Raw genomic sequence first — 21,632 nt, 5'->3', positions numbered from 1 at the left:
TGGCATGGTGACGCCGGTCTACCCCCCGAAGCATCCGGACACGGACATTGACGGCAACACCTATGCCGAGGGCGTCTATGACGCCATCGCGGCGTTGTGGGCCATCGTGGCCGGCGTGGGTGGTGGGCTGATCGGATCGGAAAGCGCGCTCGGCCTCGTGGCGCCGCACGAGCTGATCGGCTCGGGCGAGACGCCGGTTGCGTATATCGGCGACGATGCCGGCAACGGCGCGGCGGCTGTGCTGGATGACGGCACCTTCGCCGTGCCGCTTCTGCGGGCCGTGTCCGGGGCCATGCGCGAGCTGCGGCTGGGGAGCCCCACCGGCAGCGACGGGCTGCTGCACGAATTCCACGCCGAGGCCAACTATCACTGGGCCATCACCGACGAAGACGGCAACGTGGTGATGGGTGTCGGCGACGACAACACCCTTTATCTCGCGCCTTCCCCTCTGTCCGGACAGGACATCGTGGCCCTTGACCAGCGGAACAAGCTGGCGGCGGCGGCGTGGAGGGATATCCCGATGACGGATATTCAGCTACCCATGGCCGATCACAACACGATCGTCCTTTATGGGCAGTCCCTTGCCGCTGGGCAGGAGACGTGGCCGGCCCTGAGCAAGACGGCGCTGTTCGGGGCCACCATGCTGGGCGGCGACGTGCGGCCTCAGGAAGAGGACGGTACCACCTACACCCAATTGTCGCCCACCGGGTTTCAGCCGCTGGTGGCGAAGTGCCGGGCCGCCGCCGCGACCACGGTCTACTCCGACGCGGAGGTTGCAGCGCTCTCCCCTGGTGACCCTGCGCGCGGCGAAAGCCCGGCCATCGGCGCTGTCCATGTCCTCGCCTGGCTGCTGGGCCGCCGCAGCCTCGGCGCGCCGCCGTCGTTCAATGTCGTGTGCCCGGCGGTCTCCGGAAAGACGATCGAGCAGCTGTCCAAGGTCAACGGGCAGGACGCGACGAACCGCTACAGTCGCCTGATCTCCGCGGTGACGCAGGCGCACGCCGCCGCGACCGGCGCCTCCCAAACGCACGTCGTCACCGCCATCATGTGGATGCAGGGCGAATACGACTATGCGACCACGTGGGGCTCCACCAAGGCCACGCGGGCGGCCTACAAGGCGGCGTTGGCGCAGCTGCACGCGGATATGGTGGCGGACATCAAGTCTATCACCGGACAGACCGAGGCGCCGTTGCTGCTCCTCTACCAGACGGGGGCGACCTATTCGCAGGATGCCGACAGCGCCGGCACGCCCGGCCTGCATGTGGGCATGGCGCAGCTCGATTATGCTCTGGAGAACCCCGCGACCGTCATTCTGGCCGGGCCGGTCTATCCGATGCCGGACAAGAGCGGGCACCTCAACAGCAACGGCTCGCGCTGGTTCGGCCAATGCATGGGCCGGGCGGCGGCGCGGGCAATCGGCGAGGGCCGCAGCTGGCGGCCGTTGTCCCCACTCGCTGTGGAGCGCGTGACCGCCCGCCGCCTGCGCGTCCATTTCCATGTGCCGACGCCGCCGCTCCAGTGGCTGGATGCGCTGGTGGTCAACACGCCCACGAGCTTTGCGACGAAGGGCATCCGAATTTCGACGGCAGCCAACGTCAACGTGTCGATCGCCTCGGTGACCATCGTGGCCGACACCATCATCGATATCGAGACCTTCGCCGATATCCCGGCCGATGGGCTGTTCTGGATTGCGCCGAGCGCAGTATTCGGTGGCGTATCCAACATCGGCGACAGTGAAAACATGCCCGCGTATGATCTTTATTCCTACACCAGCGGCAGCGGGCAATATGCCGGTGAGAACATTGCGCCGCTTGTGGGCAAGAGATACCCGCCGAACAACTATTCCGTCGCCGGCTGTTGGCCGATCGGATATTCGGAGTTCTGACGATGCCGCTCAAGATTGTCATTCCGGGGGCGGACTTTTCCGGCCTCGGCCTGCCGCGGTTCACACCGCGCGCGCTTGGCTTCCCAGCCGAAGGGCTCGCCGGGCTCTATCTCTTTGAGGATGGGGAAGTGGGCGACGCGGTATCCGTGGCGGTCGATTCCTCAGCAGCGGGGGCAAATGCCACCCTTCTCTCCGGCTCCGCCTCTCCGACCCGTTCGGCCGAGGGCATCGCATTCACGACCGGCAACGGCATCATGTGGGCGCCTCCCTTCGCCTATGGCGGTGCCATGTCCGGCGTCGCGGTCCTGCGCTGCACGACCGCCGCCGCGTCCGGCCTTTACCCGGCCCTGGCCAACCGCAGCGGCGCGGTCCCCAACCTTTCCGGCGACCCGTCTTATACGAATACTCTTGCGATCACGCTGTTCCGCGATCTCTCCACCACGACGCCCCGTCCGGCGCTGTTCGCCAACCCCGATTGGGTGTCTCCCTCCGGCGCCGCCAAGGTGTTGACCCTGACCGGCGCGGCCAATGATTGGTTCGCCTTTGCGTGGTCGGTCGATCCGGTCACCGGCGCGGTGCGGATGCGGACCAATCAGGACCAAGAGGTGTCCGCCACCGAGACCGCGCGCGTGGCCGAATATGCGGCGCGCTCGGCCGAGTTCTGGCGCATCGGCCTCACCCGCATCAACGGAATCTCCGTGGCCGGCGGCATGGGGCTCTTTGCCCTCTACACCGGCGCACGCGACCAGACCGGCCTTGCGGAACTGATCTCGTCGGCGCGGACCCGCATGGCGGAACGCGGCGTCACGATCTAGCCGGCCTGCGCCGGCCCCCTCCTGATCGAGAAGGCCCATGCCCCCATCCATCCCGGGACACTACGACCTCCCCATCTGGCGCGGCACGACCGAGCCGGCATTCGTGGTGCAGATCAAGATCGACGGCACCGGCAGCGAGTGGCGCTTGCGGGTCGCTGTCCGCGGCAAGTCGGCGCTCGCCCTCAGCACTGAGGATGGCAGCCTCGTGGCGGAGGCGGTGACCATCGACGGCGCAGCCTGGACCCGCATCACCTGGCCGCGAACGCTGGAGCAGAGCCGGATTTTTCCGCTCGGCCGGCTGGCCTCCTACGAGCTTGAGCAGGTGGAGCCCGGGGGCGGACAGGGCTTGTGGCTCGAGGGTGGGATCGAGGGCCTTGGGGGGCTGAACGATGACTGAGGTGCAGGTGATCGTCGATGCCGTGGTTATCGACGTGAACATTCCCGCCATGGGCGCGCAGGGGCCGCCCGGGCTCAATCCGTGGGTGGTGGTGACATCCGCCCGCACGGCCGCGCATGGCGACCGGCTCCAGTGCGACACCTCCGGCGGGGCCTTCACGGTGACCTTGCCGCCCACGCCGGCCGAGGGCGCCGAGGTGTGGATCTACAAGGCCGGCGCGGCGGACCTCACGCTCGGCCGCAATGGCGCGACCTTCAACGGCGCGGCCGAAGACCTGGTGGTCGATGTGAGCGACGTGACGCTCATCCTCAATTTCCGCAATGGCAGCTGGAGATACTGAGATGCCGAGGGTTTCCGACACCGCCGGCGCCGCCCGGCTGGGGGTGCTCGATGACACGGGCGTCGTGATCTATCCGGACAGCCTGCCCATGACCGGCGCCACCTATGACGTGGATGGCAACCCGCTGACCATGACGAAGACGGACGGCACGGACTCGTGGGTGATGACCTTCACCTGGGACGGCAGCGGCAACCTGCTCACGCAGAGCGTTTGGGAGCGCCAGTGATGACCTTCGGGGAAATGGTGGCCCTGTTCGCCACGCGGGCGGGGCTCAAGAAGGTGCGCGAGCGGGCGGAGGGGGCCGCCAGCCTCGCCACAAATTTCGCAATGGGGGGGCCCGCAAATCAGCAGTATACGACAATCGGCGATAGCCGAATGGCTTATATGTACGGCGGCGCGTCGACCCCCCGAAGTTCTGCGTTGAGCGCCAATAGCGTCATGAACATGGCCAACGCCTTGCTTGGCCAGCGGATGACGCCTCTCGCGAACTACGCGGTTCCCGGTGAACGACATGATGAATACTTAGCGCGTCTACCTCAGGCGCTGGCCTCTGGGGCCGGGTACATCGTTATTCATGGATACTTCAACGATATACAGTTTGGACTGACGGCCGATCAAATCTGGAATGGGTACTCCTCTGGGGCATGGTCAACCGGGCTGAAAGCGGCCCTTGATGCGTGCCGCGCGGCAGGACGCCGTGTCATTCTGTTCACGGAAACCGGCGGCGGCGGTGGGCCCTATCAGTTCGATCTCACCAAGCTACGCGAGACACTGAAGATCAACCAGAGACTCAGAGAGTATGCATGGGGCAACAACGCCGTGATCTTGATCGATGCGGCGTATATTTGCTGGGAGCCTTCCGCAACGACGCAGATCACACACCGCAGTGGGTATTTTGATGACTATGTTCATTGGAACCACTTTGCAAACTGGATGATCGCAAAGGCATTGGCCGCCGCGCTGCTCCCGGTGACGGTTCCGGCCCCATGCATGTCGGCGGCAGGCTTCGAATATCAATCGGCCCTCATGGAAGGCATCAATGCCATCCAGAACGGGCTGTTCTTGACCACTACGGGAGGGCCCACCCTTCCGACAGGCATCACGGGGGTGCGGCCGGCGAACTGGACGTACTCTCGTGTCGGCGTACCCACTGCTGACATGTCGCTCGTGGCCAACGCTGATGGGTATGGCAATGACCTGGTTGTTGCGGCGACATTCACGCAGCGTGGCGAGCAAATCATTCTCAGCCAGTCAATCTCGGCAACTCATATGTCTCCCGGAGATATACTGAGGGCCGGGTGCGTAGTGAAGATTGACGCGGGTGCGACCAACTATTGGGGCTCCTTTATGCGCAACGAGGTCCTCAATACGACAATGCAGGACTTTAATGTGACCACCTCGTTGGGGCCTTCGGGTGCTCCGGCTGTAGCTGGCCCGGATGACGCCCGCCTTGTGACCCACCGAACGGCCTACTGTGTCGTCCCTGATGCGGCGGGAAACTTCACGTGGACGCTTCGGCTTGTCAGCGCCGGGGCGGGCAGCGTGACGGCCCGAATTTCCAGATGTTGGGAGCGGCAGCAGTTCACGGCCGTATGAGCATCTTTGGGCTCCAAGTCGTCTTCAGGCGGCCTCCCAAGCCTTGAGGGCGAGCCGGGCGGCCATGGTTTAGGGGCCTTGCCGCCCGGCTCTGACCGGCTCCACGTGGCGCGTGAAAGACGGCTGAAGCCTCTCTATCAGGAAATTGCTGCACCGCGAAGGTCAGCCGGCCGACCTATAGGCCCGACGTGATCGCCTGGCGGTCAGGAGCCTTGCGGTAAAAAGAAAACCATCCAGAGGATGATCAGCAGGGACAGGCCAACAGCGATCATCGTTAGCCCCCTTCAAGCTGTGGGCGTGACCATGTTTGTGGCGTAGCACAAGTCTGATTGCGTTGCGACACGGAAGGGCGAGCCGGGCGACCTATGGGGGTAGACCGCCCGGCTCCCGTCCGCCCAAGTGTCAGGGCTTGGGGCAGACACACTCTTTTACCACGGCCGCCTTCGGGCGGCCTTTCCTTTTCTCAACCCATCGACAGGTGATCCATGGATCTGCGCGACCTGCAGTCGGCGCTGAATGCGCGCGGCTGGACGCCCCCGCTTGGCCTTGATGGCGAGTGGGGGCCGGCGACCGACAAGGCCGTCTCTGACCTCCTTTCCGAAGCGGGCGTCGCATGGGAGGAATGGCCGTCGAACCGCCGCGCGCTGGCGGCCAAGCAGGTGATCTGCAAGCTCGCCGGCATCGACGCTGGCACCATCGACGGTCGCGAGGGGCCGCAGACGCGCCATGCCCTTGAGGTGTGGGATGCCCGCCAGCGGGGCGACACGTCGGCCGAGACGTGGCGCGACCCGCCGGCGGTGCAGCCGATGGTGTGGCCCAAGCAGGTGGACGTGCAGCGCTTCTACGGCGCGCCGGGTGAGAACCAGACGATGCTGGTGCTGCCCTTCCCCATGCGCCTCGCATGGGAGCCGGACACCATCGTCAAGCGCATCTCCATCCACGAGAAGGTCCACGACAGCGCGGCCCGCGTGTTTGACCGGGTGCTCGACCATTACGGCATCAGGGGCATCCAGACGCTGGGCGTGGATCTCTTCGGCGGATCGCTGAACGTGCGCCGGATGCGGGGCGGCTCGGCCTGGTCTATGCACTCGTGGGGCATCGCCATCGACTTCGACCCCGACCGCAATCAGCTGAAGTGGGGTCGTGACCGGGCGCGCCTTGCCCAGCCCGACGCCGAGGTGTGGTGGCAGCTGTGGGAAGAGGAAGGTTGGGTTTCGCTGGGGCGGGCGCGCAACATGGATTTCATGCACGTTCAGGCGGCGCGCCTGTGAGCGACGCCGGTCCCGATCCCGACGATTCGCCGTTGGCGCGGCCGTCCTGGAGCACGCGGCGCCGCATCATCCTGGTGACGCTCCTCTTCTGTGCCGGCGAAGTGGTCTACCTCACCGCGTGGGGGCGAGACACCAGCCTGCACGAGACTATCGCCAACGGCGCCTTCATCCTCGCCGGCGCCGTCATCGGCGCCTACGTGTTCGGCGCCGTGTGGGACGACGCCAACGTCATGTCGAACCTCGGCCGGCCACGCCGCCCCAAGCGGATGGACTTCGAGGGCATCGACGCACCCCAGCCCCCGAAGGACTACGGCTCATGAGCATTCTTGCCATGTTTGCGTCCGGCGCCATCTCCTGGCTGCTGGCGCTGGTGACCGGCGCTGCGCTGCTGGTGGGCATCGCCGCCCTCGTCTGGTCGCGCATTCCGCCCCTGCCCTATCGCCACGTCGCGGCCGGACTTGCCGGGCTGCTCCTCTTCATCGCGGGCTGGGCGGGGCATGCCTCCGACCAGCGAGGGCGGATGGAGCGGCAGGCCCTGATCGCCGCCAACCGGGCACTCGTGAAGGAGGCGGCCTCGGAGCGGGCCAAGGTGGCGGCGCTCGCGCGGGACGCGGAGCTGGCCTCCGCCCATGCCGCCGCAGCGGAGGCCAAGGCGCGGGCGCTGGAGGATCTGATTGCCCAGACGCCTGACACGCCCGCCCTCGATGCCGACACCAGCGCCCGCGTGCGCGGGCTGTGGAGGTGACCATGACCTCGACGCGCATCCTGATCGCAGCCGCCTGCCTCGTTGTTCTCGCGTTTGCTCTGGCGGGGTGCGGCGCCACCACGGGCCGGCCGAGGCTAGATCTCGCCCCCATCCCGGAGGATCTGCGCGCATGCGCCCGCCGCTCCGTCCCGGCGCCGGCCGGCGACAAGCCCCTGACACAGCGCGAGGTGGTGGCCTTGATCGGCCGGCTCAAGGCCAGCGACGAGACCAAGAGCGGCTGTCTGGCCCGGCTCATCGCCCTCTACGAATCGCAGGCGGCCATGGTGCGGGAGGCGCTGAAATGACCACGGAAGCGAAAGCAGCGGCGGACCAGATGGCGGAAGACAGCCCACCCCCCAAGCGGGAACATTGGACCATCGACAAGCGCATTCCTCTGGCGCTCATGACGGGGCTGCTCTTTCAAGGGGCCGTCTTCACCTGGTGGGCCTCGAAGCTCGACAGCCGGGTGGAGGCCGGCGACCACCGAATCGCCAAGCTGGAGAGCAAGGACAGCGAGCAGCGGGCCGACCGCGACCGCATGATCCGGCTGGAGGAGCGAATCATCTCGATGGTCGAAGAGCAGCGGCGCATGAACGGCAAGCTGGAGCTGCTGCTCGACGAGCGCCGGCCGGAGCGGCGGTAGTGACGCGCCTCCGATTCGACTGGGATGCGGACGGCGCGTTCGCGGCGCTGACCCGACCCGGCGCCGCAGCCGAGGAGGTGCGCCTTTCGCCGCAGGAGGTGGATACCTTGCTGCGGGACCTACTCGCCGCCGCGCTCGCCCAGCGGGGGCGGGTGGTGGTGCGGCCGGTGCGGTGGCCGAGCAACATGCAGAATGCGCTTATCGCTGATGATGCGCCCGCACCTCAGATTGGTCGGTTTGGGGAATGAACTTCAAGCTTGTCCACGGGTCGACAGTCCCCGTGGGGGGGGCTTAGCGGGCGGCCCCCTTTCGGCGATGTGGCCTTTTTCCCAAGCAGTCTTATGCTCCTCCACTATCTTGAGCGCAGCGATAAAAGGGGAGAAGGCCATGCAATTGAACGATGTGAACCCTGTCGCAGCGGTCGATACAGAGGCCGGGCCGCGGCCGGGCGTCACTATGGTGAGCTTGCCGCATCGCGTGCCGATCTTCACCGTGACGATGCCTACTCGCGACGGTGCCGAACATGTCCGCGAATTCCTACTGGATGTGATCAAGGCCGGAGGCCAATTTCGTTAGCCGATTGTTCCACTTATCCGCCCCATCTGAAGCGCCCGGCGTCAATATGGCGCTACGGCTGGGTCATCGCGGCCAAGGTTTGTCCGAGGGCGAGTTTGGGTTGCCTGTAGCGCCGTCTTGGTCCACGGCTTTAGTCGAATAGCCCTAGTTGCTATTCCACAGATGGCTGGGCATGTTCCTTTCGGGAAGGCGTCAGGGAAGCCAGAGGGCCGGATAGAATGAGTATGCGGCGGCTCATTGCTGGCGGGTACGTGCCGCTGATCGTGGGCGGGCTCGTCGCGGTCATTATCGCAGCACAGGCCCTGACGCTGTGGCGGTCCTACCAGGCCACTTGGCAGCTCGCGCTGCGCTCGGGCGAAAACGCACTTAACACGCTCTCGTCGAGCATCAGCCGAAACCTTAGCCTGCTCGACCTCTCTCTGCGCGGGGCGGAGGAGGCGGTGGCGACCTCGGGTCTAAGCGATATTTCTCCTGAGCTCCGCCAGATGGTGTTGTTCGATCGAGCAGCCGGCGCGCAGTTCCTCGGATCCATGCTCGTGCTCAACCGAAACGGGTCCATCGTCTATGATTCCGGCTCGGTGCCGCCGCGGGTCGGCAACTTCGCTGATCGTGATTACTTTACCGCGCAGATGGATGGGTCACGCGGTACCTATGTGAGCGCCCCGTTCGAAAGCCGCTTGCGGGCCGGCGACCCCAGCATTGCTTTGAGCCGTAGAATTTCCGGCCCGGGGGGCAGCTTCGATGGCGTAGTCATCGCCGCGCTGCGCATCGCGTTTTTTCAACTGCTGCTGGACAATGTGGATCTCGGGCCCAGGAGCGTCATTGCGCTCACGCGCAGCGACGGCACAGTCATTCTCCGGCATCCGTCGACGGACGGGAAGGGAAACACGGGCGTGAGCGTTGCCGCGTCGCCGGTCTTCCAGCGCATGATGACGAGGCCTGGCGAGCCTTTCTCGGACCGATCGGTCTTTGATGGCGAGAACCGCTACTATTTGCACACGCAGATCGCAGGCTTCCCCCTTCTTTTGTCGGTCGGAATCTCGACCCAAGCGGCTATGGGCGAATGGATTGAAAGCGCGATGACCTCGTCGGCGCTGACGCTCGGCATGTGCGTTCTCCTGATCCTGCTGGTCCGGGCGCTTCGGCTGGCATTGATGCACAGCCAGGACATGGAGGCGCAGCTCGAGGTTCTGTCCGTCACAGATCAGTTGACAGGCGTGCCAAACCGCCGGGCCTTCGACCTTGCCGCCGCGACCGAGATGCGTCGTGCCGCCCGCAATCGGGAATGCCTCGCGATCCTGCTCGTCGATATCGATCACTTCAAGAAGGTGAACGACCGATATGGGCATAGCGTTGGCGACGAAGTTATTGCGCGAATTGCGAAACAGATCGTCCGTTCCGTGCGGCGGCCGGGCGATTTCGTAGCCCGGTACGGAGGTGAAGAGTTTATCGTGATCCTGCCTGCTACGGACGGTGCCGGGGCGACGTTCATCGCGGAGCGAATACGTTCCGAGGTCGCCTCGATGGTTCCGAGCCCAGCGGAGGCGGCATTGACACAGGTCACCGTCAGCATTGGTGCCGCAGTGGCCGAAGTAGAGCCGTCCTCCTCCCTCGCCACGCTGGTCAACAGTGCGGATCGGGCACTCTATGAGGCCAAGGGCAGCGGGAGGAACCGCGTAGTGATTGATCAGGACGGTTAGACGGCTGCGGCGGCAGGTTGCCAGGGAAACTCACCGGTGCCTGATATCAGGATACTTCGGAACGCCCCGCATCGCCGGCACCGAAACCGCATCTCCCGAAGCGGGTAAGGCGGGAGCTTGGCCAGCGGAACGTGAACGATCAGCTGGCAGTGATAGACCTCGACGGCCTCATATTCGAACCGGGCGGCGTATTCCGGTGTGGCGTCCATGGCGAGCATGGGGCACAGGATAGCGCGGAACGGAGGCAGAACAAATTCCGGGACTTTTCCGGGACTTTGTGTCGCCAACCTCGGTTTTCGTCGCCCTTATGTTCCCTTATTCACTCCCCCTCCCCTTGCGCCGACCGTCCCGAAAATGTAGCAACGAAGCCGTTCGGCGGAATGTCGGAGCATAGCGCAGCCTGGTAGCGCATCTGCTTTGGGAGCAGAGGGTCGCAGGTTCAAATCCTGCTGCTCCGACCATCCATCTCCCCGCCAGCCCTCAGCGCCCGGGCGGGTCCACCTTCACACCGTTGGGGCCGATCTCGATCTGCATGGTGTTCCGGTCGCGCTCATAGGCCTGATAGGCGAACACCCCGCCGACCACGACGAGAAGGGCGATCAGGCCATAGAGGACGCTGCGCGGCATCTTGCTGCTCCGGTACTGTTTTCTGGTGGAGCGGCAACGCCCTCGCTTGGCGGATGGTTCCGCTGAAGCCGCATCAGGGTTAATCTCGCCCACCGATGCCTCGCTGCGACCGGGCGGCTCCGTCCGCTTGTGGCGGGCATCGCGCCGAAGCGGCACGGTTTGCGCCGCACGGCCCGATTTCAGGAAGGACGATTGCGCATGGCTTCGGATACGGAGCTGGCCGAGTGGCTCGCCTCGATGGTCAAGGCGGTTGGCACCACGCAGGCCCACACAATGGTGCAGCACTACATCCTGCGCGACATCGTCGCCCAGCTCGCCGGGGCGCAGGAGCGGCCGGACGCCTTCATCGCTGACATGTTCGAGCGTGTCAGCGGCCTCGTCGACCAGTGCGAGCTGGCCGGCAAGCCGGAGATCGAGGCGGAGATGCGCTGGTACGCGGAGACGTTCTTCACCTCCATCGGCAAGAGGCTTCAGCCCCGGTGAGAGCGGCCCCTCGGCGCGCAGGGACGTTCCGCCTCCGCGCGCCGGCGCCCCGAGATTACTTGTGCAGCAGAGCCGTCTGCTGCGTCGCCGCTGGCGGGTTCCAGAGCGGCACGATGATGCGGCCCCACAGGCGGGTGTCCTTTCCGCCGTAGTTCTGCTCATAAACGTCGGTGGTCAGATAGGCCTGCAGGATGACCGGACCGAAGTCATAGCCAACGAGGCCGCCCACCGCGAACTGGCTTTGCTTCTGATAAAAGGGGACCGGATTGTTCAGATCGGTTGAATAATAGGCAACGGGGCCGATCTCGAACTTTCCGAACTTCTTGGTGGCGGTGAGATCAACGTTCAGGAAATTCGGATTGATTGTCGTGCTCACCCCGTTCGCCTGGATGCCCCAGATGGCGTTCGCGGTGAGATTCCAGCCATCCGCCGTATAGCTGAGGGCGAAGCGCTGGTTGAACGAGGTGGAATCGAACGCGACGCCTGTGTTCACCCCCAGATAGAAACCGGCCATGTAGCTGAAGCCGAAGCCGTTCCCAAGGTCCCAAGCGACCTGGGCGGCAAAGAAGGGATTGTAGAATCCGGACGTATAGTCGCCATTCTGAACACCCACCCCGACGACCGGAACAGCCGTGAGAAGTTGCAGGCGCCCACCGAACAGGAACACGGGTGTCGCCCAGGCGAGTACAGGAATATCCACGCCCACACATGTACTGTCCGGCGAGGTGTTGCGGCATCCGTAGTCTGCCGTATTCACGGCATAGACACCTTCCGGCAGCGGAGCGCCGGCCGCGAGACCCACGGTCTCGCCCGGCTGTGTCACGGATCCGGCATGCGCGGGCATGGTTTCGGGCAGCATTGCCGCCGCAGACAAAGCGGCTACGGCCGCCATTCTTGCGAATGTCGTCATTGTTTCCTCCGAAAGGCGAAGCCCACGGCCGCCGTCCCAACGGCAGGGCTCGTCGCTGGCGCTTCCTCAGGCGCTGATGCGCCGCACTCTTTTTCGCCCACGGCGTCGAGGCCCTGGACGCAATCACTGCAAGCCCCGCGAACGGGGCAGTGGACACTGCGGGCACGCGCCCGAAGTGCAGAGGCTTCAACTGGGGAATGCTAGCGGCAGCGTGTCACGACCTTGGCGGCGCGGGGCCTGAACCCAGGGGCCGCCCGAGACCTTCGAGGATGTCCGGTGTCCCCGCCGGATCCTTGAAGCCGAAGCATCAGCGACGTTAGCTCAAATTTCGGGCAGACAACACAGATCAAATGGCCAGTCCGCCCAATTCCAACGCAATCATCCCATCTGTGACGTTCGCGCAACAGTATCGGGGGCGGGCCGGTACCGGGTTGCGGACGGCGCATCGGGAGGCAGTAGACATCCGATCGTGGCCGACGGAATGTGTTGCGCTGCTTCGGATTCGGTTTCTTCTCCCGAATTCCGGGCTTCAACGAATCCGGGCTGACCCAAGGTGAGCACGCCGCCATGCTCGATATCCACTACCGTGAATACAAGATTTTGCTCCGGCCGCAGCAATTCTACTCGCCCAAGCGCTTCGAGGACTATTGGAACGAGGTGAAGACGGTCGCCAAGAAGCACGGCGTCGGCGTCGTCACCAACAAGGATGCATTTCAACGGCAGGTCCGGGAAGTCCTGTTCTATGACACGCCGGATTTCGACCTCTACCGAAACTCGTTCATCCTGCGCAAGCGCACCTTCTACGATGATGGCTGGCCGCGCCCGGAGCACGAGCTTGCCTTGAAATTCCGCAGCCCGGACCAGGCCAAGGCCACCGGGATGGACATGGCGCCGCGCATCACGGGCGCGGTACAGGTGAAGTTCAAGGAAGAGCTGCTGCCGCTCAAGGAGGAGATCGGCGGCATCCGCTCGCTCTATTCGCACAATTGCATCATCACCTCGCTGGGCGTGGTGCTGAACCCGGCGCTGAAGAACATTATCACCGTCTTCCCCTGCATGACGGCGGTGGATGCCGACGGCGATTGCTCCGTCGACCTCGTGAACAGCATGGCGGTCGAAGAGATCCAGGTCGATCCCGGGCATTTCGATTTCGGCCATGGCTATGAGGCGAAGGCCACCATCGCCATCTGGCGCAACCGGGCGTCGGAGCAGTCCCTGGTGGGGGAATTCGCCTTCCAGGCGAAGTTCGATCACTACAGCGACATCAACGAGAAGGCGAAGCGCCTTTCGGAAGAGTTCTTCCGCGATGTCCAGAACATGGCGCCGGAATGGGTGCAGCTCGGCACCACCAAGACCGCGATGGTCTATGGCATCGGCGCCAAGGACGTCGCCCACTCCGAGTAGACCTACGGCGGGCAGCCCACGGCCCGCCCCTCTCCCTTCCGGCGGAAATCCATGAGCGCCATCAAGCCGCCCCTCCCCTCCCCCTCGCCCGAAGTGGGCGCCGCCGGCGAGACCCCGGTGTCGCTGCTGGAGATCTTCATCACCTTTCTCATCATCGGCGGCATCAGCTTCGGCGGCGGCGTGGTGGCCTACCTGCGCAATGCGCTGGTGGTGCAGAAGGCATGGCTGGATGAAGAGGAATTCCTCACCGCCCTGGAGATTTCCCAGGCCCTGCCCGGCCTCAACGCCACCAACATGAGCGTCATCGTCGGCGACCGCCTGCGCGGTCCGGTCGGGGCGATCGTCGGCTTTCTCGGAATGACCCTGCCGGGCGGCCTGCTCGTCTTCGTGCTCGGCATCGTCTACGTGTCGAACCACGGCAACCCAACCATGCACAGCATCCTCGCCGGCATCGGCGCGGCGGCTGTGGGCCTGCTTGCGGCGGTGACGGTGCAGATCGGCCACAAGCAGCTGGAGCACCTGCGCGAGATCCTGCTCATTCTCATCACCGTGGTGATGGTGAGCTTCCTCCACGTCTCGCTGGTGCTGGTGCTGCTGACCGTGCTGCCACTCGCCCTCTTCATCTACCGTCCGGGCCGCGGGGAGGCCGGCGAGCCATGAACAATCCGCACACCGATCTCAGCGTCCTCGGCGTCTTTTCGCTCCTGTCGCTCCTTGCCATCGGCGGCGGAACGGCGGTGCTGCCGGAGATGAAGGAACTCACCATCAACGCCCACCACTGGCTCACCGACAGCCAGTTCCGCGACATCTACAGCCTCGGACAGGTGGCGCCGGGGCCGAACATGCTGATGGTCATCGTCATCGGCTACCACGTCGCCGGCACGCCGGGAGCGCTTCTCGCCTTCGGCGGCTTCTTCCTGCCGGCATCGGTCCTGGCGCTCGGCTCCTCGCGGCTGTGGAACCATTTCGATGGCTCGCCCTGGCGGCTCGCCCTGCAACTGGCGCTGGCGCCCATCGTCGTGGGGCTGATGGCGGCGGGAACCGTCGCCGTGGCGAAGACCGCCATAACCGGCACGGAGACGACGCTGATCGCGATCGCCGTGTTCGTCCTCGTCTATTTCGGACCGAAGATCACCGGGGCCAAGATCAACCCCGCCTTCTACATCTTCGCGGGGGGCCTGCTGGGCTACCTGACCCTGAATTAGGGCGGACCGCTCGCAATTTGAACGGTGGGTCTATTTGGCGGGAAACATGGGGTGGGCGATCCGGTCGCCTGCCTTCAGCCCGAGCCGGCGCGCCTCGCCGCCGCCGATCTCCAGCACCGCGCGCACCGGCTCGCCGGAGGAAATGGTCTCGGTGGAGAGCGGCGTCGTCATCGCGGCGATGCGGGCGATGCTGCCGTCCGCGCGGATGAACACCATGTCCAGCGGAATGAGGGTGTTCTTCATCCACATGTAGACCGGCTGGTCCACCTTGAAGTCGAACAGCATGCCGCCCCGCTCGGGCAGCGACTTGCGGCACATGAGGCCCTGAGTGCGCTGCTCGTTGGTGCGCGCCACTTCCACCTGGAAGGCGAGCACGCCCTTGGCGGTCGCGATCTCCAGCGGGTCCAGCACCGGATTGGGATCGACCTTGATCTGCGCGCATTCGGCCTCGGCCGCACTTGCGACGGCAGGCACCCCGGCGAGCGGAAGCGCAAACGCGAGTGTGGCCGCAAGGGCGGCCCGCGACAGAATCTGGCTCATCAATTGTTCCCGCTGGGGCCGCTGTCGGCCTTCACTTCCGCGGCCATGAGGCCCTTGGAGCCATCGCCGTAGCGCACCAGCACGCTCTGGCCGGGGCGCAGCTCCGTGAGGCCGTGGCGGCGCAGGGTTTCCATATGCACGAAAATGTCGGGCGTGCCGTCGCCCTGGGTGAGGAAGCCGAAGCCCCGCAGCCGGTTGAACCATTTCACCGTGGCCCGCTCGAAACCCGTGGTGGGCTCCACCACGTCGCGCGTGCGGGGGGCGGCCGGCGCGGTGTGGACGGCGGTCGACAGATCGAGCGAGAGCACGCGGAAGGCCTGGCGCCCCTTGGCGCGCTGGATGGCCTCGCACACCACGCGCGCGCCCTCCATGGCGGTCTGGAAGCCGTCGCGGCGCAGGCAGGTCACATGAACGAGGACGTCGGGGCCACCGTCGTCCGGCACGATGAAACCGTAGCCTTTCGACGCGTCGAACCATTTGATGGAGCCGATGACCTCGACGAGCCCGGCCGGCTCCTCGGTCCCGTCCTCCGAGCCGGCGGTCCGTGGCCCCAGCCCCAGTGCGTCAGACCCCATGACCACCCCGAAACTACGCGCGGCGGCGCACACGTTGCCGCGGAGATGGTAGGATAGCAACTGAATGGCGCAACGCCCACCCTCTTCGCGCGCCTTCATCACCCATCGTCGGCGAAGGATGCGAGCACGGCGCCGATCTCGTCCCGGACCACCAGATCGGCCATGTCGTCGAACTCGGTGGGCTCGCGGTTAAGGATGATCAGCCTCGCCCCCTTCTGGCGCGCCTTGAGCGGAAATCCCGCCGCCGGAAACACCACCAGCGACGAGCCGATGACGATGAACAGGTCGCTCGCCTTGGTCAGCGCGTCCGCCCGCGCCATCTCGCGCTCGGGCATGGCCTGGCCGAAGGAGATGGTGGCCGCCTTCACCGGCCCGTCACAGGCCGGGCAATCGGGTGCGACGCCCCCGGCGGCATCGAAGCGCGCCTTCACCCAGGCGAGTTCGTAGCGCGTGCCGCAATCGAGGCAGGTGGCATAGGTGCCGTTGCCGTGCAGTTCCACCAGCGCGTCATCCGGCACCCCGGACGCCTGGTGCAGGCCGTCGATGTTCTGGGTGATGACGCCGGCGAGCCTTCCGCGCCCCAGAAGCCGGGCGAGCGCCCTGTGCCCCCGGCCGGGCCGCGCCCCGGCGAACGCCTCCTCCATGGCGAACTTGCGCCGCCACGCCTCGTTGCGCGCGGCCTTGTGGGCCACGAACACGTCGAAGGGAATCGGCTTGTTCTGCGTCCACAATCCGCCGGGGGAGCGGAAGTCGGGAATGCCGCATTCGGTGGAGATGCCCGCTCCGGTAAAGGCGACCGCGCGCGCCGACCCGTCCAGAAGTTCGCGGAGGCGCTGCTGCGCCCCCTTGAGATCGCCTTCATAGATCATACGTCACCTGCTACTTCACTCCGGCCGGCCCGCCGGCCTGCGCCCCTCATACGGACGAGACCCCCGATGCGCTTCCTGCACACCATGGTCCGCGTGACCGACATCGACCAGTCGCTGGACTTCTACTGCAACAAGCTGGGGCTCAAGGAGGTGCGCCGCAAGGAGGTGCCGCAGGGTCGCTACACCCTCGTCTTCCTCGCCCCTCCCGGCCAGGAGAACGTGGCCGAGATCGAGCTCACCTACAATTGGGACAAGGAGCCCTATGGCGAGGGCCGCAACTTCGGCCATCTCGCCTTCGAGGTGGACGACATCTACGGCCTGTGCGAGCGCCTGATGGCCTCCGGCGTCACCATCAACCGCCCGCCCCGCGACGGCTACATGGCCTTCGTGCGCTCCCCCGACAATGTCTCCGTGGAGCTGCTGCAGAAGGGCGGCCCCAAGCCCCCGGCCGAGCCGTGGGCTTCCATGCCCAACACCGGCAAATGGTGAGTCTCTCACTCTCGCCGGGTGAGCGGCCGCGCATCCCGCGCGCGGCCATTTGACCGGGGACCCTCCCGCTATTGACGCGCCGGTCCCGTTGGAAGCCCTGTCATCCGGCTGTTGCCCGATCCCCGCAGCGCCCTTCGCCCACATGGCGGGGGCGCGCGGCTTTGGATAATTCTCCCACAGGCTTGCAGCCAAGGCGCCCGCCCCCTATAAGGACGCCCTCTCCGGCGGCTCAAAACCCCGGAGCGGCCGCGCGCCCTTCGTCTATCGGTTAGGACGCCACCCTTTCACGGTGGAGAGAGGGGTTCGACTCCCCTAGGGCGCGCCAGCATCATCGTGCCAATCTGCTCACAATAGCCGCTGTCACACCTTCACCCGAAACGGTGTGAAGTTCGTGCCCACGTCGTACACGTCCACCCCCTCCCGCCGTTTCATGAAGCCAACGATCTTGTAGGTGACGGGGGTGAGCACCGCTTCCCAGCCCACCTTGAGCAGGTAGTTGGAAACCATCACCGTCAGCACGAGGTGGGTGTCCCACACGCCGAGGAAGGCGAGCGGGTAGAAGATGAGGCTGTCCACGGCCTGCCCGACGATCGTGGAGCCGATGGTGCGGGTCCACAGCATCCGGCCGCCGGTGAGCACCTTCATCCAGGCCAGCACGAAGGCGTTGGCGAACTCGCCGCACCAGAAGGCGAGAATGGAGGCGAAGAAGATGCGGGGCGTCTGGCCGAACACGCTGGTGATGGCGTCCTGCCCTGTCCAGCCCGGCGCGGGCGGGATGGCGACGATGATGGCGGTCATCAGCGCGGCATAGACGGAAGCGGCGAAGCCCACCCACACGATGCGCCGCGCGCGGGCATAGCCATAGACCTCGGTCAGCACGTCGCCGAGCACGTAGGACAATGGAAAGAACAGCACCGCCGAGCCGAACACGAACGGCCCGATCACCGGCAGCTCGATCACCGAGACCTTGGCGGCGCCGACGAGGTTCGCGCAGATCAGGATGACCGCGAAGGCCACCATGCAGTAATCGTAATAATGCAGGCGCCGGCCCTCGAGGGCGCGCGCCTCCACCGGTGTGATGCCTGCGCGTGTCTCGACGCCACCGACGGCGAAAGGGGTCTGGTCGGGAAGCATTTGGGGGCAGCCTCTATGCTGCGCCGCATTAGACCCCAAAGCGCGCCCCAAGCCCAGCTTGCGCTACGGAAAGCCGGAGGGAGATCAGCGCGAGAAGGTCGCCACCAGCTCCACATGGGCCGAATAGCGGAACTGGTCCACCGGCACCACGCCCTCCAGTCTCATGCCGCCCGCGACGAGCAGCGCCGCATCGCGGGCGAAGGTGGCGGCGTTGCAGGAGACATAGACGAGGCGCGGAAGCCGCGAGACCGCAATCTCGCGCGCCTGCGCCTCCGCGCCCTGCCGGGGCGGGTCGATCACCACGGCATCAAAGGCGGCAAGCTCAGCCGCCATCAGCGGCCGGCGGAACAGGTCCCGCGCCTCGCCCTCCACCGACTTCAGCCCCGGTGTGTGGCCGGCCTTGAGCAAAGCGGCGAGCGCGCCGGCATGGCTCTCGGCCGCGAACACACGCGCCGTCTCGGCGAGGCGCAGCGCGAAGGTGCCGACACCGGCGAACAGGTCCGCCACCTTGCGGGCGCCGGCCATGCCCGCCGCCACCCGTTCCGCCAGCACCCGCTCGCCCTCGGCGGTGGCCTGGAGAAAGGCCGCCGGCGGCAGATCCACCCGCGCCCGGCCCATGGCGAGGCGGGGCGGCTCGCGCTGGATGACGAGTTCGCCGTGGCGCGTCAGCCGGGCGAGGCGGAAGCGGTCGGCGATCACCGCAAGGTCGGTGAGGAGCGCGGGTGGCAGCGGGCCGGAGCCGCGCACGTCCATGTCGAGGCCGGTGTCCGTGGCGATGATCTGGAGGTCCAGCGGCTTCTTCAGCGGTGCCAGCGCCTCCGCCACCGCGCGGGCGGCGGGCAGCGCCTGGTCGAGGCTCGGCGCCAGGACGGGACACGCATCGATCGCGACCATGGCGTGGGACTTGCGCTCGGCGAATCCCACCACAGTGCGCGCGCCATATTGGCGGGCGTGGAAAATCACCCGGCGGCGCCCCGGCCCGTGGGCGTCGATGGTTTGTGCAACCTCCCCCGCGATGCCTTCGCGGGCGAGCGCATCCACCACCAGCTGCCGCTTCCAGGCGAGATAGGGCGCACGCTCCCAATGCTGGAGCAGACAGCCGCCGCAGCGGCCGAAATGGGGGCATTCGGGGGCCACCCGCTCGACGCTCGGCTCGACGATGGCATCGAGGCGGATGCGCTCGCCCTCCACCTCCCCACGCACCAGTTCCCCGGCGAGGGTCAGCGGCGCGAACAGCGGGCCGGCGGGCCCGCGCGCGATGCCATCGCCCTGCGCGCCCATGCGCTCGATGCGGAACTCGGTCACGGTCGGATCGCCCCCACGAGATATTCCTGATTGCCGTCGCCACCGGCGATGGGAGACGGGATGCGGCCGACGATGCGCCAACCGAGCGACGCGATTTCCGCCTCCACCCTGACGCACACCTCGTCCCGCACCGCCGCGTCGCGCACCACGCCCTTGCGGATGAAGGCGCGTCCCGCCTCGAACTGCGGCTTCACCAGCGCCACGAGCCGGGCGCCGGGCGCGGCGAGCGTCAGCGCGGCCGGGAGCACCAGCGCGAGCGGGATGAAGCTGACGTCGATGACGATGAGATCGAATCCGCCCGGCACAAGCGTGGGGTCGAAGGCGCGGATATCCGTCTCCTCGAACAGGCGCACGCGGGGATCGTCCCGGAGGCGGGCGTGGAGCTGGTCCCGCCCCACATCCACCGCATGGACGCGGCGCGCGCCCCGGCGCAGCAGCACCTCGGTGAAGCCGCCGGTGGAGGAGCCGACATCCAGCGCCTCGGCGCCGGTGGCATCTATCGCGAAGGCGTCGAGGCCCGCCGCGAGCTTGAGGGCGCCCCGCGACACATAATCGTGCACGTCCTCGGCCTCGATGGATGCGCCGAGGTCCACTTCGGCGGATGCCTTGAGCACCACGGTCCCATCGACCTTGACCAGACCGGCCGCAAGTGCGGCCTGCGCGCGGGCGCGGCTGTCGAACAGGCCGCGCTCGACCAGCAACCGGTCCAGCCGCATGCGCCGGGCGGTGTCCTGTCGGCCCTCGGGGGCGGGATGCGAATGAGATTTCAACATTTTTTGCCGCGCGGCTCCCTGCCCGATGTCGCGGGCGGCCGGGGGCCGTGATATGCGATGACTTCGGGGGAAGCAAACACCAGTCGGCAGTTGCGAATCGCAGATCGGAGGCGTGTCCGCCGGTCACCGCGCCTGTCGACCATGCGGCGAGGGGCAGACCCGGTGGCGAAGGGCGGATGGTTCTACGGCCGGTGCGCGATCCTGATGGTCGCCGCGGCGTGCGTGCTCGCACCGGGTCTAGGCGAGGCTGCGCCCAAATCGACCGGCAAGTCCGGGGGGAAATCGGACTCGAAAAAGGCCGAGACCAAAACCGATCCCCGTGTCTGGATGATCGTCAAGGTCGACGACACCTATGTGCTGCGCTTCGGCCTTCCGAAGGTCGCTGATCCGGTGTTCGCCGTGTCCTGCCAGCCGGGCGCGCAGCTCATCCAGTTCACCGCGGAAGTCCCGGCCGGCAAGGTGAAGGCCGGCGACGGCGTGGCACTCACCCTCGCCGCTGGCAAGCGGCGCCTTGAGCTGGCGGCGTCGGCGTTCCGGGGTGCGTCCGAGGGCAAGGTGGTGGTGGAGGCGGCGGTCGCGCTCGACGGCCGCGTCCTGGACCTGTTCTCGGATGCGGACAATCTCATCGTGCGCCTGCCCGGGGCCACCGAGACCTATCCGCTTGCCGGCGCCAAGGCCAAGCTGCCGGACTTCCGCCGCGCCTGCCTGACCACCATGCCGGCCCCGGCCGACCGCCGGTAACTTAGCGGCTGGGAGGCATCTTTCCCTTTTGGGACGAGCCGGTATGATCCGCCGCCGCAAAAGGGACCCTGATATGCTTCGTACAGCTCTCGCCGCTGCCGCCGTTTTGATCTGCGCCGCTGTGCCCGCCACCGCGCAGGAAAAAATGACCTGGCACATCCAGGACGGCGACGATACCGCCGCTCTGGTGTTCGGCGTGCCGGACAGCGACAAGGCCGCCATCTTCTTCCTGTGCCACAAGGATGCGCCGGGCCTCACGGTTCAGTCCATGATCGGCTCCAAGGACCTGACGCGCGGCGCCCAGACCGCCATCGTGCTGACCGCCGGCAGCGTGAAGAAGAGCTTCCCCGGCAAGGCGGTGGCGATGGAGGAAGGCGACGCGGTGAATGTCGAGGCGTCGGCCCAGATGACGGACCTCAAGGCACTGGCGAAGGCCTCCGGCAACCTCACCATCGAGGTAAAGGGCGCCAAGCAGGCCGTCGCTCTCTCCGGCATTGGTCCTGCGGTCACCAAGTTTGAGACCGCCTGCAAGCCCAAGACCTGAAGCCCAAGACCTGAAAGCCTAAGACCTGAGGACAGATCCGCCCGCCGGTGGCCGTTGTCGGCGAC

29 protein-coding genes and 2 tRNA genes are annotated in these 21,632 nt (G+C 66.3%); 23 read left to right on the top strand and 8 right to left on the bottom strand.

The genetic code is table 11. The features are described from left to right. Nucleotides 1-4: 4 nt before the first annotated feature. The 15 genes from V5F63_RS11770 (at nt 5) to V5F63_RS11700 (ending at nt 10,429) form a co-directional block, all read left to right on the top strand. Nucleotides 5-1,885 carry a sialate O-acetylesterase gene (locus V5F63_RS11770; protein ID WP_394101878.1) on the top strand — a complete coding sequence of 627 codons (1,881 nt, stop codon included), beginning with the start codon at nt 5-7 and terminating at the stop codon, nt 1,883-1,885. A 2-nt stretch (nt 1,886-1,887) separates the two neighbouring features. Beyond that, nucleotides 1,888-2,700: a hypothetical protein gene (locus V5F63_RS11765; RefSeq protein ID WP_394101877.1), complete on the top strand. Its 813-nt coding sequence runs from the start codon at nt 1,888-1,890 to the stop codon at nt 2,698-2,700. 37 nt (nt 2,701-2,737) lie between these two features. Continuing rightward, complete coding sequence (locus V5F63_RS11760) at nt 2,738-3,097, top strand: hypothetical protein (RefSeq protein WP_394101876.1); 360 nt, start codon at nt 2,738-2,740, stop codon at nt 3,095-3,097. After that, nucleotides 3,090-3,437: a hypothetical protein gene (locus V5F63_RS11755; protein WP_394101875.1), complete on the top strand. Its 348-nt coding sequence runs from the start codon at nt 3,090-3,092 to the stop codon at nt 3,435-3,437. Before V5F63_RS11760 ends, V5F63_RS11755 begins: the two co-directional genes overlap by 8 nt. A 1-nt stretch (nt 3,438) precedes the next feature. Further along, nucleotides 3,439-3,663: a hypothetical protein gene (locus V5F63_RS11750; RefSeq protein WP_394101874.1), complete on the top strand. Its 225-nt coding sequence runs from the start codon at nt 3,439-3,441 to the stop codon at nt 3,661-3,663. Then, a complete protein-coding gene (locus V5F63_RS11745; RefSeq protein WP_394101873.1) occupies nt 3,663-5,033 on the top strand; it encodes an SGNH/GDSL hydrolase family protein in 1,371 nt (456 codons plus the stop codon). Before V5F63_RS11750 ends, V5F63_RS11745 begins: the two co-directional genes overlap by 1 nt. 485 nt (nt 5,034-5,518) lie before the next feature. Continuing rightward, a complete protein-coding gene (locus V5F63_RS11740; RefSeq protein WP_394101872.1) occupies nt 5,519-6,304 on the top strand; it encodes a M15 family metallopeptidase in 786 nt (261 codons plus the stop codon). Next, nucleotides 6,301-6,624 (top strand): hypothetical protein, encoded by a 324-nt coding sequence (locus V5F63_RS11735; RefSeq protein WP_394101871.1) that lies wholly within the window; start codon nt 6,301-6,303, stop codon nt 6,622-6,624. The genes V5F63_RS11740 and V5F63_RS11735 overlap by 4 nt, the downstream gene beginning before the upstream one ends. Then, nucleotides 6,621-7,049 carry a hypothetical protein gene (locus V5F63_RS11730; protein WP_394101870.1) on the top strand — a complete coding sequence of 143 codons (429 nt, stop codon included), beginning with the start codon at nt 6,621-6,623 and terminating at the stop codon, nt 7,047-7,049. The genes V5F63_RS11735 and V5F63_RS11730 overlap by 4 nt, the downstream gene beginning before the upstream one ends. A 2-nt stretch (nt 7,050-7,051) precedes the next feature. Further along, nucleotides 7,052-7,354 (top strand): hypothetical protein, encoded by a 303-nt coding sequence (locus V5F63_RS11725; protein WP_394101869.1) that lies wholly within the window; start codon nt 7,052-7,054, stop codon nt 7,352-7,354. Further along, nucleotides 7,351-7,692 carry a hypothetical protein gene (locus V5F63_RS11720; protein WP_394101868.1) on the top strand — a complete coding sequence of 114 codons (342 nt, stop codon included), beginning with the start codon at nt 7,351-7,353 and terminating at the stop codon, nt 7,690-7,692. Before V5F63_RS11725 ends, V5F63_RS11720 begins: the two co-directional genes overlap by 4 nt. Next, nucleotides 7,692-7,940 carry a hypothetical protein gene (locus tag V5F63_RS11715; protein ID WP_394101867.1) on the top strand — a complete coding sequence of 83 codons (249 nt, stop codon included), beginning with the start codon at nt 7,692-7,694 and terminating at the stop codon, nt 7,938-7,940. Before V5F63_RS11720 ends, V5F63_RS11715 begins: the two co-directional genes overlap by 1 nt. A 139-nt stretch (nt 7,941-8,079) precedes the next feature. Next, on the top strand, nt 8,080-8,268 hold the full coding sequence (locus tag V5F63_RS11710; RefSeq protein ID WP_281808425.1) for a hypothetical protein: 189 nt from the start codon (nt 8,080-8,082) through the stop codon (nt 8,266-8,268). 224 nt (nt 8,269-8,492) lie between these two features. Beyond that, nucleotides 8,493-9,968, top strand: coding sequence for a sensor domain-containing diguanylate cyclase (locus tag V5F63_RS11705; protein WP_394101866.1), 1,476 nt, complete (start codon nt 8,493-8,495; stop codon nt 9,966-9,968). Nucleotides 9,969-10,352: 384 nt separating this feature from the next. Further along, nucleotides 10,353-10,429, top strand: a tRNA-Pro gene (locus V5F63_RS11700). Nucleotides 10,430-10,448: 19 nt separating this feature from the next. On the opposite strand, the gene V5F63_RS11695 is transcribed toward V5F63_RS11700, so the two are convergent. Beyond that, nucleotides 10,449-10,595 carry a hypothetical protein gene (locus tag V5F63_RS11695; RefSeq protein WP_209489190.1) on the bottom strand — a complete coding sequence of 49 codons (147 nt, stop codon included), beginning with the start codon at nt 10,593-10,595 and terminating at the stop codon, nt 10,449-10,451. Between the two features lie 198 nt (nt 10,596-10,793). On the opposite strand from V5F63_RS11695, the gene V5F63_RS11690 reads away from it, so the two are divergent. Next, nucleotides 10,794-11,078, top strand: a complete 285-nt coding sequence (locus V5F63_RS11690; RefSeq protein WP_209489189.1) for a hypothetical protein — start codon at nt 10,794-10,796, stop codon at nt 11,076-11,078. A gap of 55 nt (nt 11,079-11,133) precedes the next feature. Here the strand turns inward: V5F63_RS11690 and V5F63_RS11685 are convergent, their stop codons facing one another. Further along, complete coding sequence (locus V5F63_RS11685) at nt 11,134-11,988, bottom strand: transporter (protein ID WP_209489188.1); 855 nt, start codon at nt 11,986-11,988, stop codon at nt 11,134-11,136. 567 nt (nt 11,989-12,555) lie between these two features. Here V5F63_RS11685 and V5F63_RS11680 point away from each other — a divergent pair. The 3 genes from V5F63_RS11680 to V5F63_RS11670 are packed head-to-tail and all read left to right on the top strand — an operon-like array spanning nt 12,556 to nt 14,597. Then, entirely contained in the window at nt 12,556-13,392 is an 837-nt protein-coding gene (locus V5F63_RS11680; RefSeq protein ID WP_209489187.1) for a hypothetical protein, read from the top strand. A 51-nt stretch (nt 13,393-13,443) separates the two neighbouring features. After that, nucleotides 13,444-14,052, top strand: coding sequence for a chromate transporter (locus V5F63_RS11675; RefSeq protein ID WP_209489186.1), 609 nt, complete (start codon nt 13,444-13,446; stop codon nt 14,050-14,052). Further along, on the top strand, nt 14,049-14,597 hold the full coding sequence (locus tag V5F63_RS11670; RefSeq protein WP_209489185.1) for a chromate transporter: 549 nt from the start codon (nt 14,049-14,051) through the stop codon (nt 14,595-14,597). The genes V5F63_RS11675 and V5F63_RS11670 overlap by 4 nt, the downstream gene beginning before the upstream one ends. Nucleotides 14,598-14,627: 30 nt before the next feature. Here the strand turns inward: V5F63_RS11670 and V5F63_RS11665 are convergent, their stop codons facing one another. The 3 genes from V5F63_RS11665 to V5F63_RS11655 all read right to left on the bottom strand — a co-directional run bounded on the left by V5F63_RS11665 (nt 14,628) and on the right by V5F63_RS11655 (nt 16,581). After that, nucleotides 14,628-15,137 (bottom strand): DUF192 domain-containing protein, encoded by a 510-nt coding sequence (locus V5F63_RS11665; RefSeq protein ID WP_394101865.1) that lies wholly within the window; start codon nt 15,135-15,137, stop codon nt 14,628-14,630. Beyond that, entirely contained in the window at nt 15,137-15,712 is a 576-nt protein-coding gene (locus V5F63_RS11660) for a cold-shock protein (protein WP_245327539.1), read from the bottom strand. The genes V5F63_RS11665 and V5F63_RS11660 overlap by 1 nt, the downstream gene beginning before the upstream one ends. A gap of 98 nt (nt 15,713-15,810) precedes the next feature. Further along, on the bottom strand, nt 15,811-16,581 hold the full coding sequence (locus V5F63_RS11655; protein WP_209489183.1) for an SIR2 family NAD-dependent protein deacylase: 771 nt from the start codon (nt 16,579-16,581) through the stop codon (nt 15,811-15,813). Between the two features lie 66 nt (nt 16,582-16,647). On the opposite strand from V5F63_RS11655, the gene V5F63_RS11650 reads away from it, so the two are divergent. Together V5F63_RS11650 and V5F63_RS11645 are read left to right on the top strand one after the other, a co-directional pair. Next, nucleotides 16,648-17,070, top strand: a complete 423-nt coding sequence (locus tag V5F63_RS11650; protein ID WP_209489182.1) for a VOC family protein — start codon at nt 16,648-16,650, stop codon at nt 17,068-17,070. A 250-nt stretch (nt 17,071-17,320) separates the two neighbouring features. Then, nucleotides 17,321-17,395, top strand: a tRNA-Glu gene (locus V5F63_RS11645). A 35-nt stretch (nt 17,396-17,430) separates the two neighbouring features. Here V5F63_RS11645 and V5F63_RS11640 read toward each other — a convergent pair. The 3 genes from V5F63_RS11640 to V5F63_RS11630 form a co-directional block, all read right to left on the bottom strand. Next, nucleotides 17,431-18,204 carry a queuosine precursor transporter gene (locus tag V5F63_RS11640; RefSeq protein WP_394101864.1) on the bottom strand — a complete coding sequence of 258 codons (774 nt, stop codon included), beginning with the start codon at nt 18,202-18,204 and terminating at the stop codon, nt 17,431-17,433. An 84-nt stretch (nt 18,205-18,288) separates the two neighbouring features. Beyond that, a complete protein-coding gene (locus V5F63_RS11635; RefSeq protein WP_394101863.1) occupies nt 18,289-19,509 on the bottom strand; it encodes a class I SAM-dependent RNA methyltransferase in 1,221 nt (406 codons plus the stop codon). After that, nucleotides 19,506-20,225 (bottom strand): TlyA family rRNA (cytidine-2'-O)-methyltransferase, encoded by a 720-nt coding sequence (locus tag V5F63_RS11630; RefSeq protein WP_509210830.1) that lies wholly within the window; start codon nt 20,223-20,225, stop codon nt 19,506-19,508. The genes V5F63_RS11635 and V5F63_RS11630 overlap by 4 nt, the downstream gene beginning before the upstream one ends. 384 nt (nt 20,226-20,609) lie before the next feature. Here V5F63_RS11630 and V5F63_RS11625 point away from each other — a divergent pair, with 384 nt between their 5' ends. Together V5F63_RS11625 and V5F63_RS11620 are read left to right on the top strand one after the other, a co-directional pair. Then, nucleotides 20,610-21,023 carry a hypothetical protein gene (locus V5F63_RS11625; protein ID WP_394028708.1) on the top strand — a complete coding sequence of 138 codons (414 nt, stop codon included), beginning with the start codon at nt 20,610-20,612 and terminating at the stop codon, nt 21,021-21,023. Between the two features lie 145 nt (nt 21,024-21,168). Beyond that, on the top strand, nt 21,169-21,567 hold the full coding sequence (locus tag V5F63_RS11620) for a hypothetical protein (protein WP_509210829.1): 399 nt from the start codon (nt 21,169-21,171) through the stop codon (nt 21,565-21,567). Nucleotides 21,568-21,632: the final 65 nt, after the last annotated feature.

Origin of the sequence: Xanthobacter wiegelii (assembly GCF_043193855.2) — a bacterium.
Taxonomy (GTDB): domain Bacteria; phylum Pseudomonadota; class Alphaproteobacteria; order Rhizobiales; family Xanthobacteraceae; genus Xanthobacter; species Xanthobacter flavus_A.
The sequence above is the reverse complement of the archived record's forward strand: the minus strand, read 5'-3'. Positions and strand labels throughout refer to the sequence as shown.

Bases quoted from the DNA above. Each gene is read 5' to 3' on its own strand.
- V5F63_RS11680 (WP_209489187.1), top strand. From the start codon at position 12,556: ATGCTCGATATCCACTACCGTGAATACAAGATTTTGCTCCGGCCGCAG.
- V5F63_RS11630 (WP_509210830.1), bottom strand. From the start codon at position 20,225: ATGCGGCTGGACCGGTTGCTGGTCGAGCGCGGCCTGTTCGACAGCCGC.
- V5F63_RS11625 (WP_394028708.1), top strand. From the start codon at position 20,610: ATGATCGTCAAGGTCGACGACACCTATGTGCTGCGCTTCGGCCTTCCG.
- V5F63_RS11755 (WP_394101875.1), top strand. From the start codon at position 3,090: ATGACTGAGGTGCAGGTGATCGTCGATGCCGTGGTTATCGACGTGAAC.
- V5F63_RS11725 (WP_394101869.1), top strand. From the start codon at position 7,052: ATGACCTCGACGCGCATCCTGATCGCAGCCGCCTGCCTCGTTGTTCTC.
- V5F63_RS11685 (WP_209489188.1), bottom strand. From the start codon at position 11,988: ATGACGACATTCGCAAGAATGGCGGCCGTAGCCGCTTTGTCTGCGGCG.
- V5F63_RS11690 (WP_209489189.1), top strand. From the start codon at position 10,794: ATGGCTTCGGATACGGAGCTGGCCGAGTGGCTCGCCTCGATGGTCAAG.
- V5F63_RS11760 (WP_394101876.1), top strand. From the start codon at position 2,738: ATGCCCCCATCCATCCCGGGACACTACGACCTCCCCATCTGGCGCGGC.
- V5F63_RS11740 (WP_394101872.1), top strand. From the start codon at position 5,519: ATGGATCTGCGCGACCTGCAGTCGGCGCTGAATGCGCGCGGCTGGACG.
- V5F63_RS11665 (WP_394101865.1), bottom strand. From the start codon at position 15,137: ATGAGCCAGATTCTGTCGCGGGCCGCCCTTGCGGCCACACTCGCGTTT.
- V5F63_RS11620 (WP_509210829.1), top strand. From the start codon at position 21,169: ATGACCTGGCACATCCAGGACGGCGACGATACCGCCGCTCTGGTGTTC.
- V5F63_RS11770 (WP_394101878.1), top strand. From the start codon at position 5: ATGGTGACGCCGGTCTACCCCCCGAAGCATCCGGACACGGACATTGAC.
- V5F63_RS11670 (WP_209489185.1), top strand. From the start codon at position 14,049: ATGAACAATCCGCACACCGATCTCAGCGTCCTCGGCGTCTTTTCGCTC.
- V5F63_RS11765 (WP_394101877.1), top strand. From the start codon at position 1,888: ATGCCGCTCAAGATTGTCATTCCGGGGGCGGACTTTTCCGGCCTCGGC.
- V5F63_RS11640 (WP_394101864.1), bottom strand. From the start codon at position 18,204: ATGCTTCCCGACCAGACCCCTTTCGCCGTCGGTGGCGTCGAGACACGC.
- V5F63_RS11650 (WP_209489182.1), top strand. From the start codon at position 16,648: ATGCGCTTCCTGCACACCATGGTCCGCGTGACCGACATCGACCAGTCG.
- V5F63_RS11730 (WP_394101870.1), top strand. From the start codon at position 6,621: ATGAGCATTCTTGCCATGTTTGCGTCCGGCGCCATCTCCTGGCTGCTG.
- V5F63_RS11655 (WP_209489183.1), bottom strand. From the start codon at position 16,581: ATGATCTATGAAGGCGATCTCAAGGGGGCGCAGCAGCGCCTCCGCGAA.
- V5F63_RS11745 (WP_394101873.1), top strand. From the start codon at position 3,663: ATGACCTTCGGGGAAATGGTGGCCCTGTTCGCCACGCGGGCGGGGCTC.
- V5F63_RS11695 (WP_209489190.1), bottom strand. From the start codon at position 10,595: ATGCCGCGCAGCGTCCTCTATGGCCTGATCGCCCTTCTCGTCGTGGTC.
- V5F63_RS11750 (WP_394101874.1), top strand. From the start codon at position 3,439: ATGCCGAGGGTTTCCGACACCGCCGGCGCCGCCCGGCTGGGGGTGCTC.
- V5F63_RS11660 (WP_245327539.1), bottom strand. From the start codon at position 15,712: ATGGGGTCTGACGCACTGGGGCTGGGGCCACGGACCGCCGGCTCGGAG.
- V5F63_RS11675 (WP_209489186.1), top strand. From the start codon at position 13,444: ATGAGCGCCATCAAGCCGCCCCTCCCCTCCCCCTCGCCCGAAGTGGGC.
- V5F63_RS11710 (WP_281808425.1), top strand. From the start codon at position 8,080: ATGCAATTGAACGATGTGAACCCTGTCGCAGCGGTCGATACAGAGGCC.
- V5F63_RS11720 (WP_394101868.1), top strand. From the start codon at position 7,351: ATGACCACGGAAGCGAAAGCAGCGGCGGACCAGATGGCGGAAGACAGC.
- V5F63_RS11705 (WP_394101866.1), top strand. From the start codon at position 8,493: ATGCGGCGGCTCATTGCTGGCGGGTACGTGCCGCTGATCGTGGGCGGG.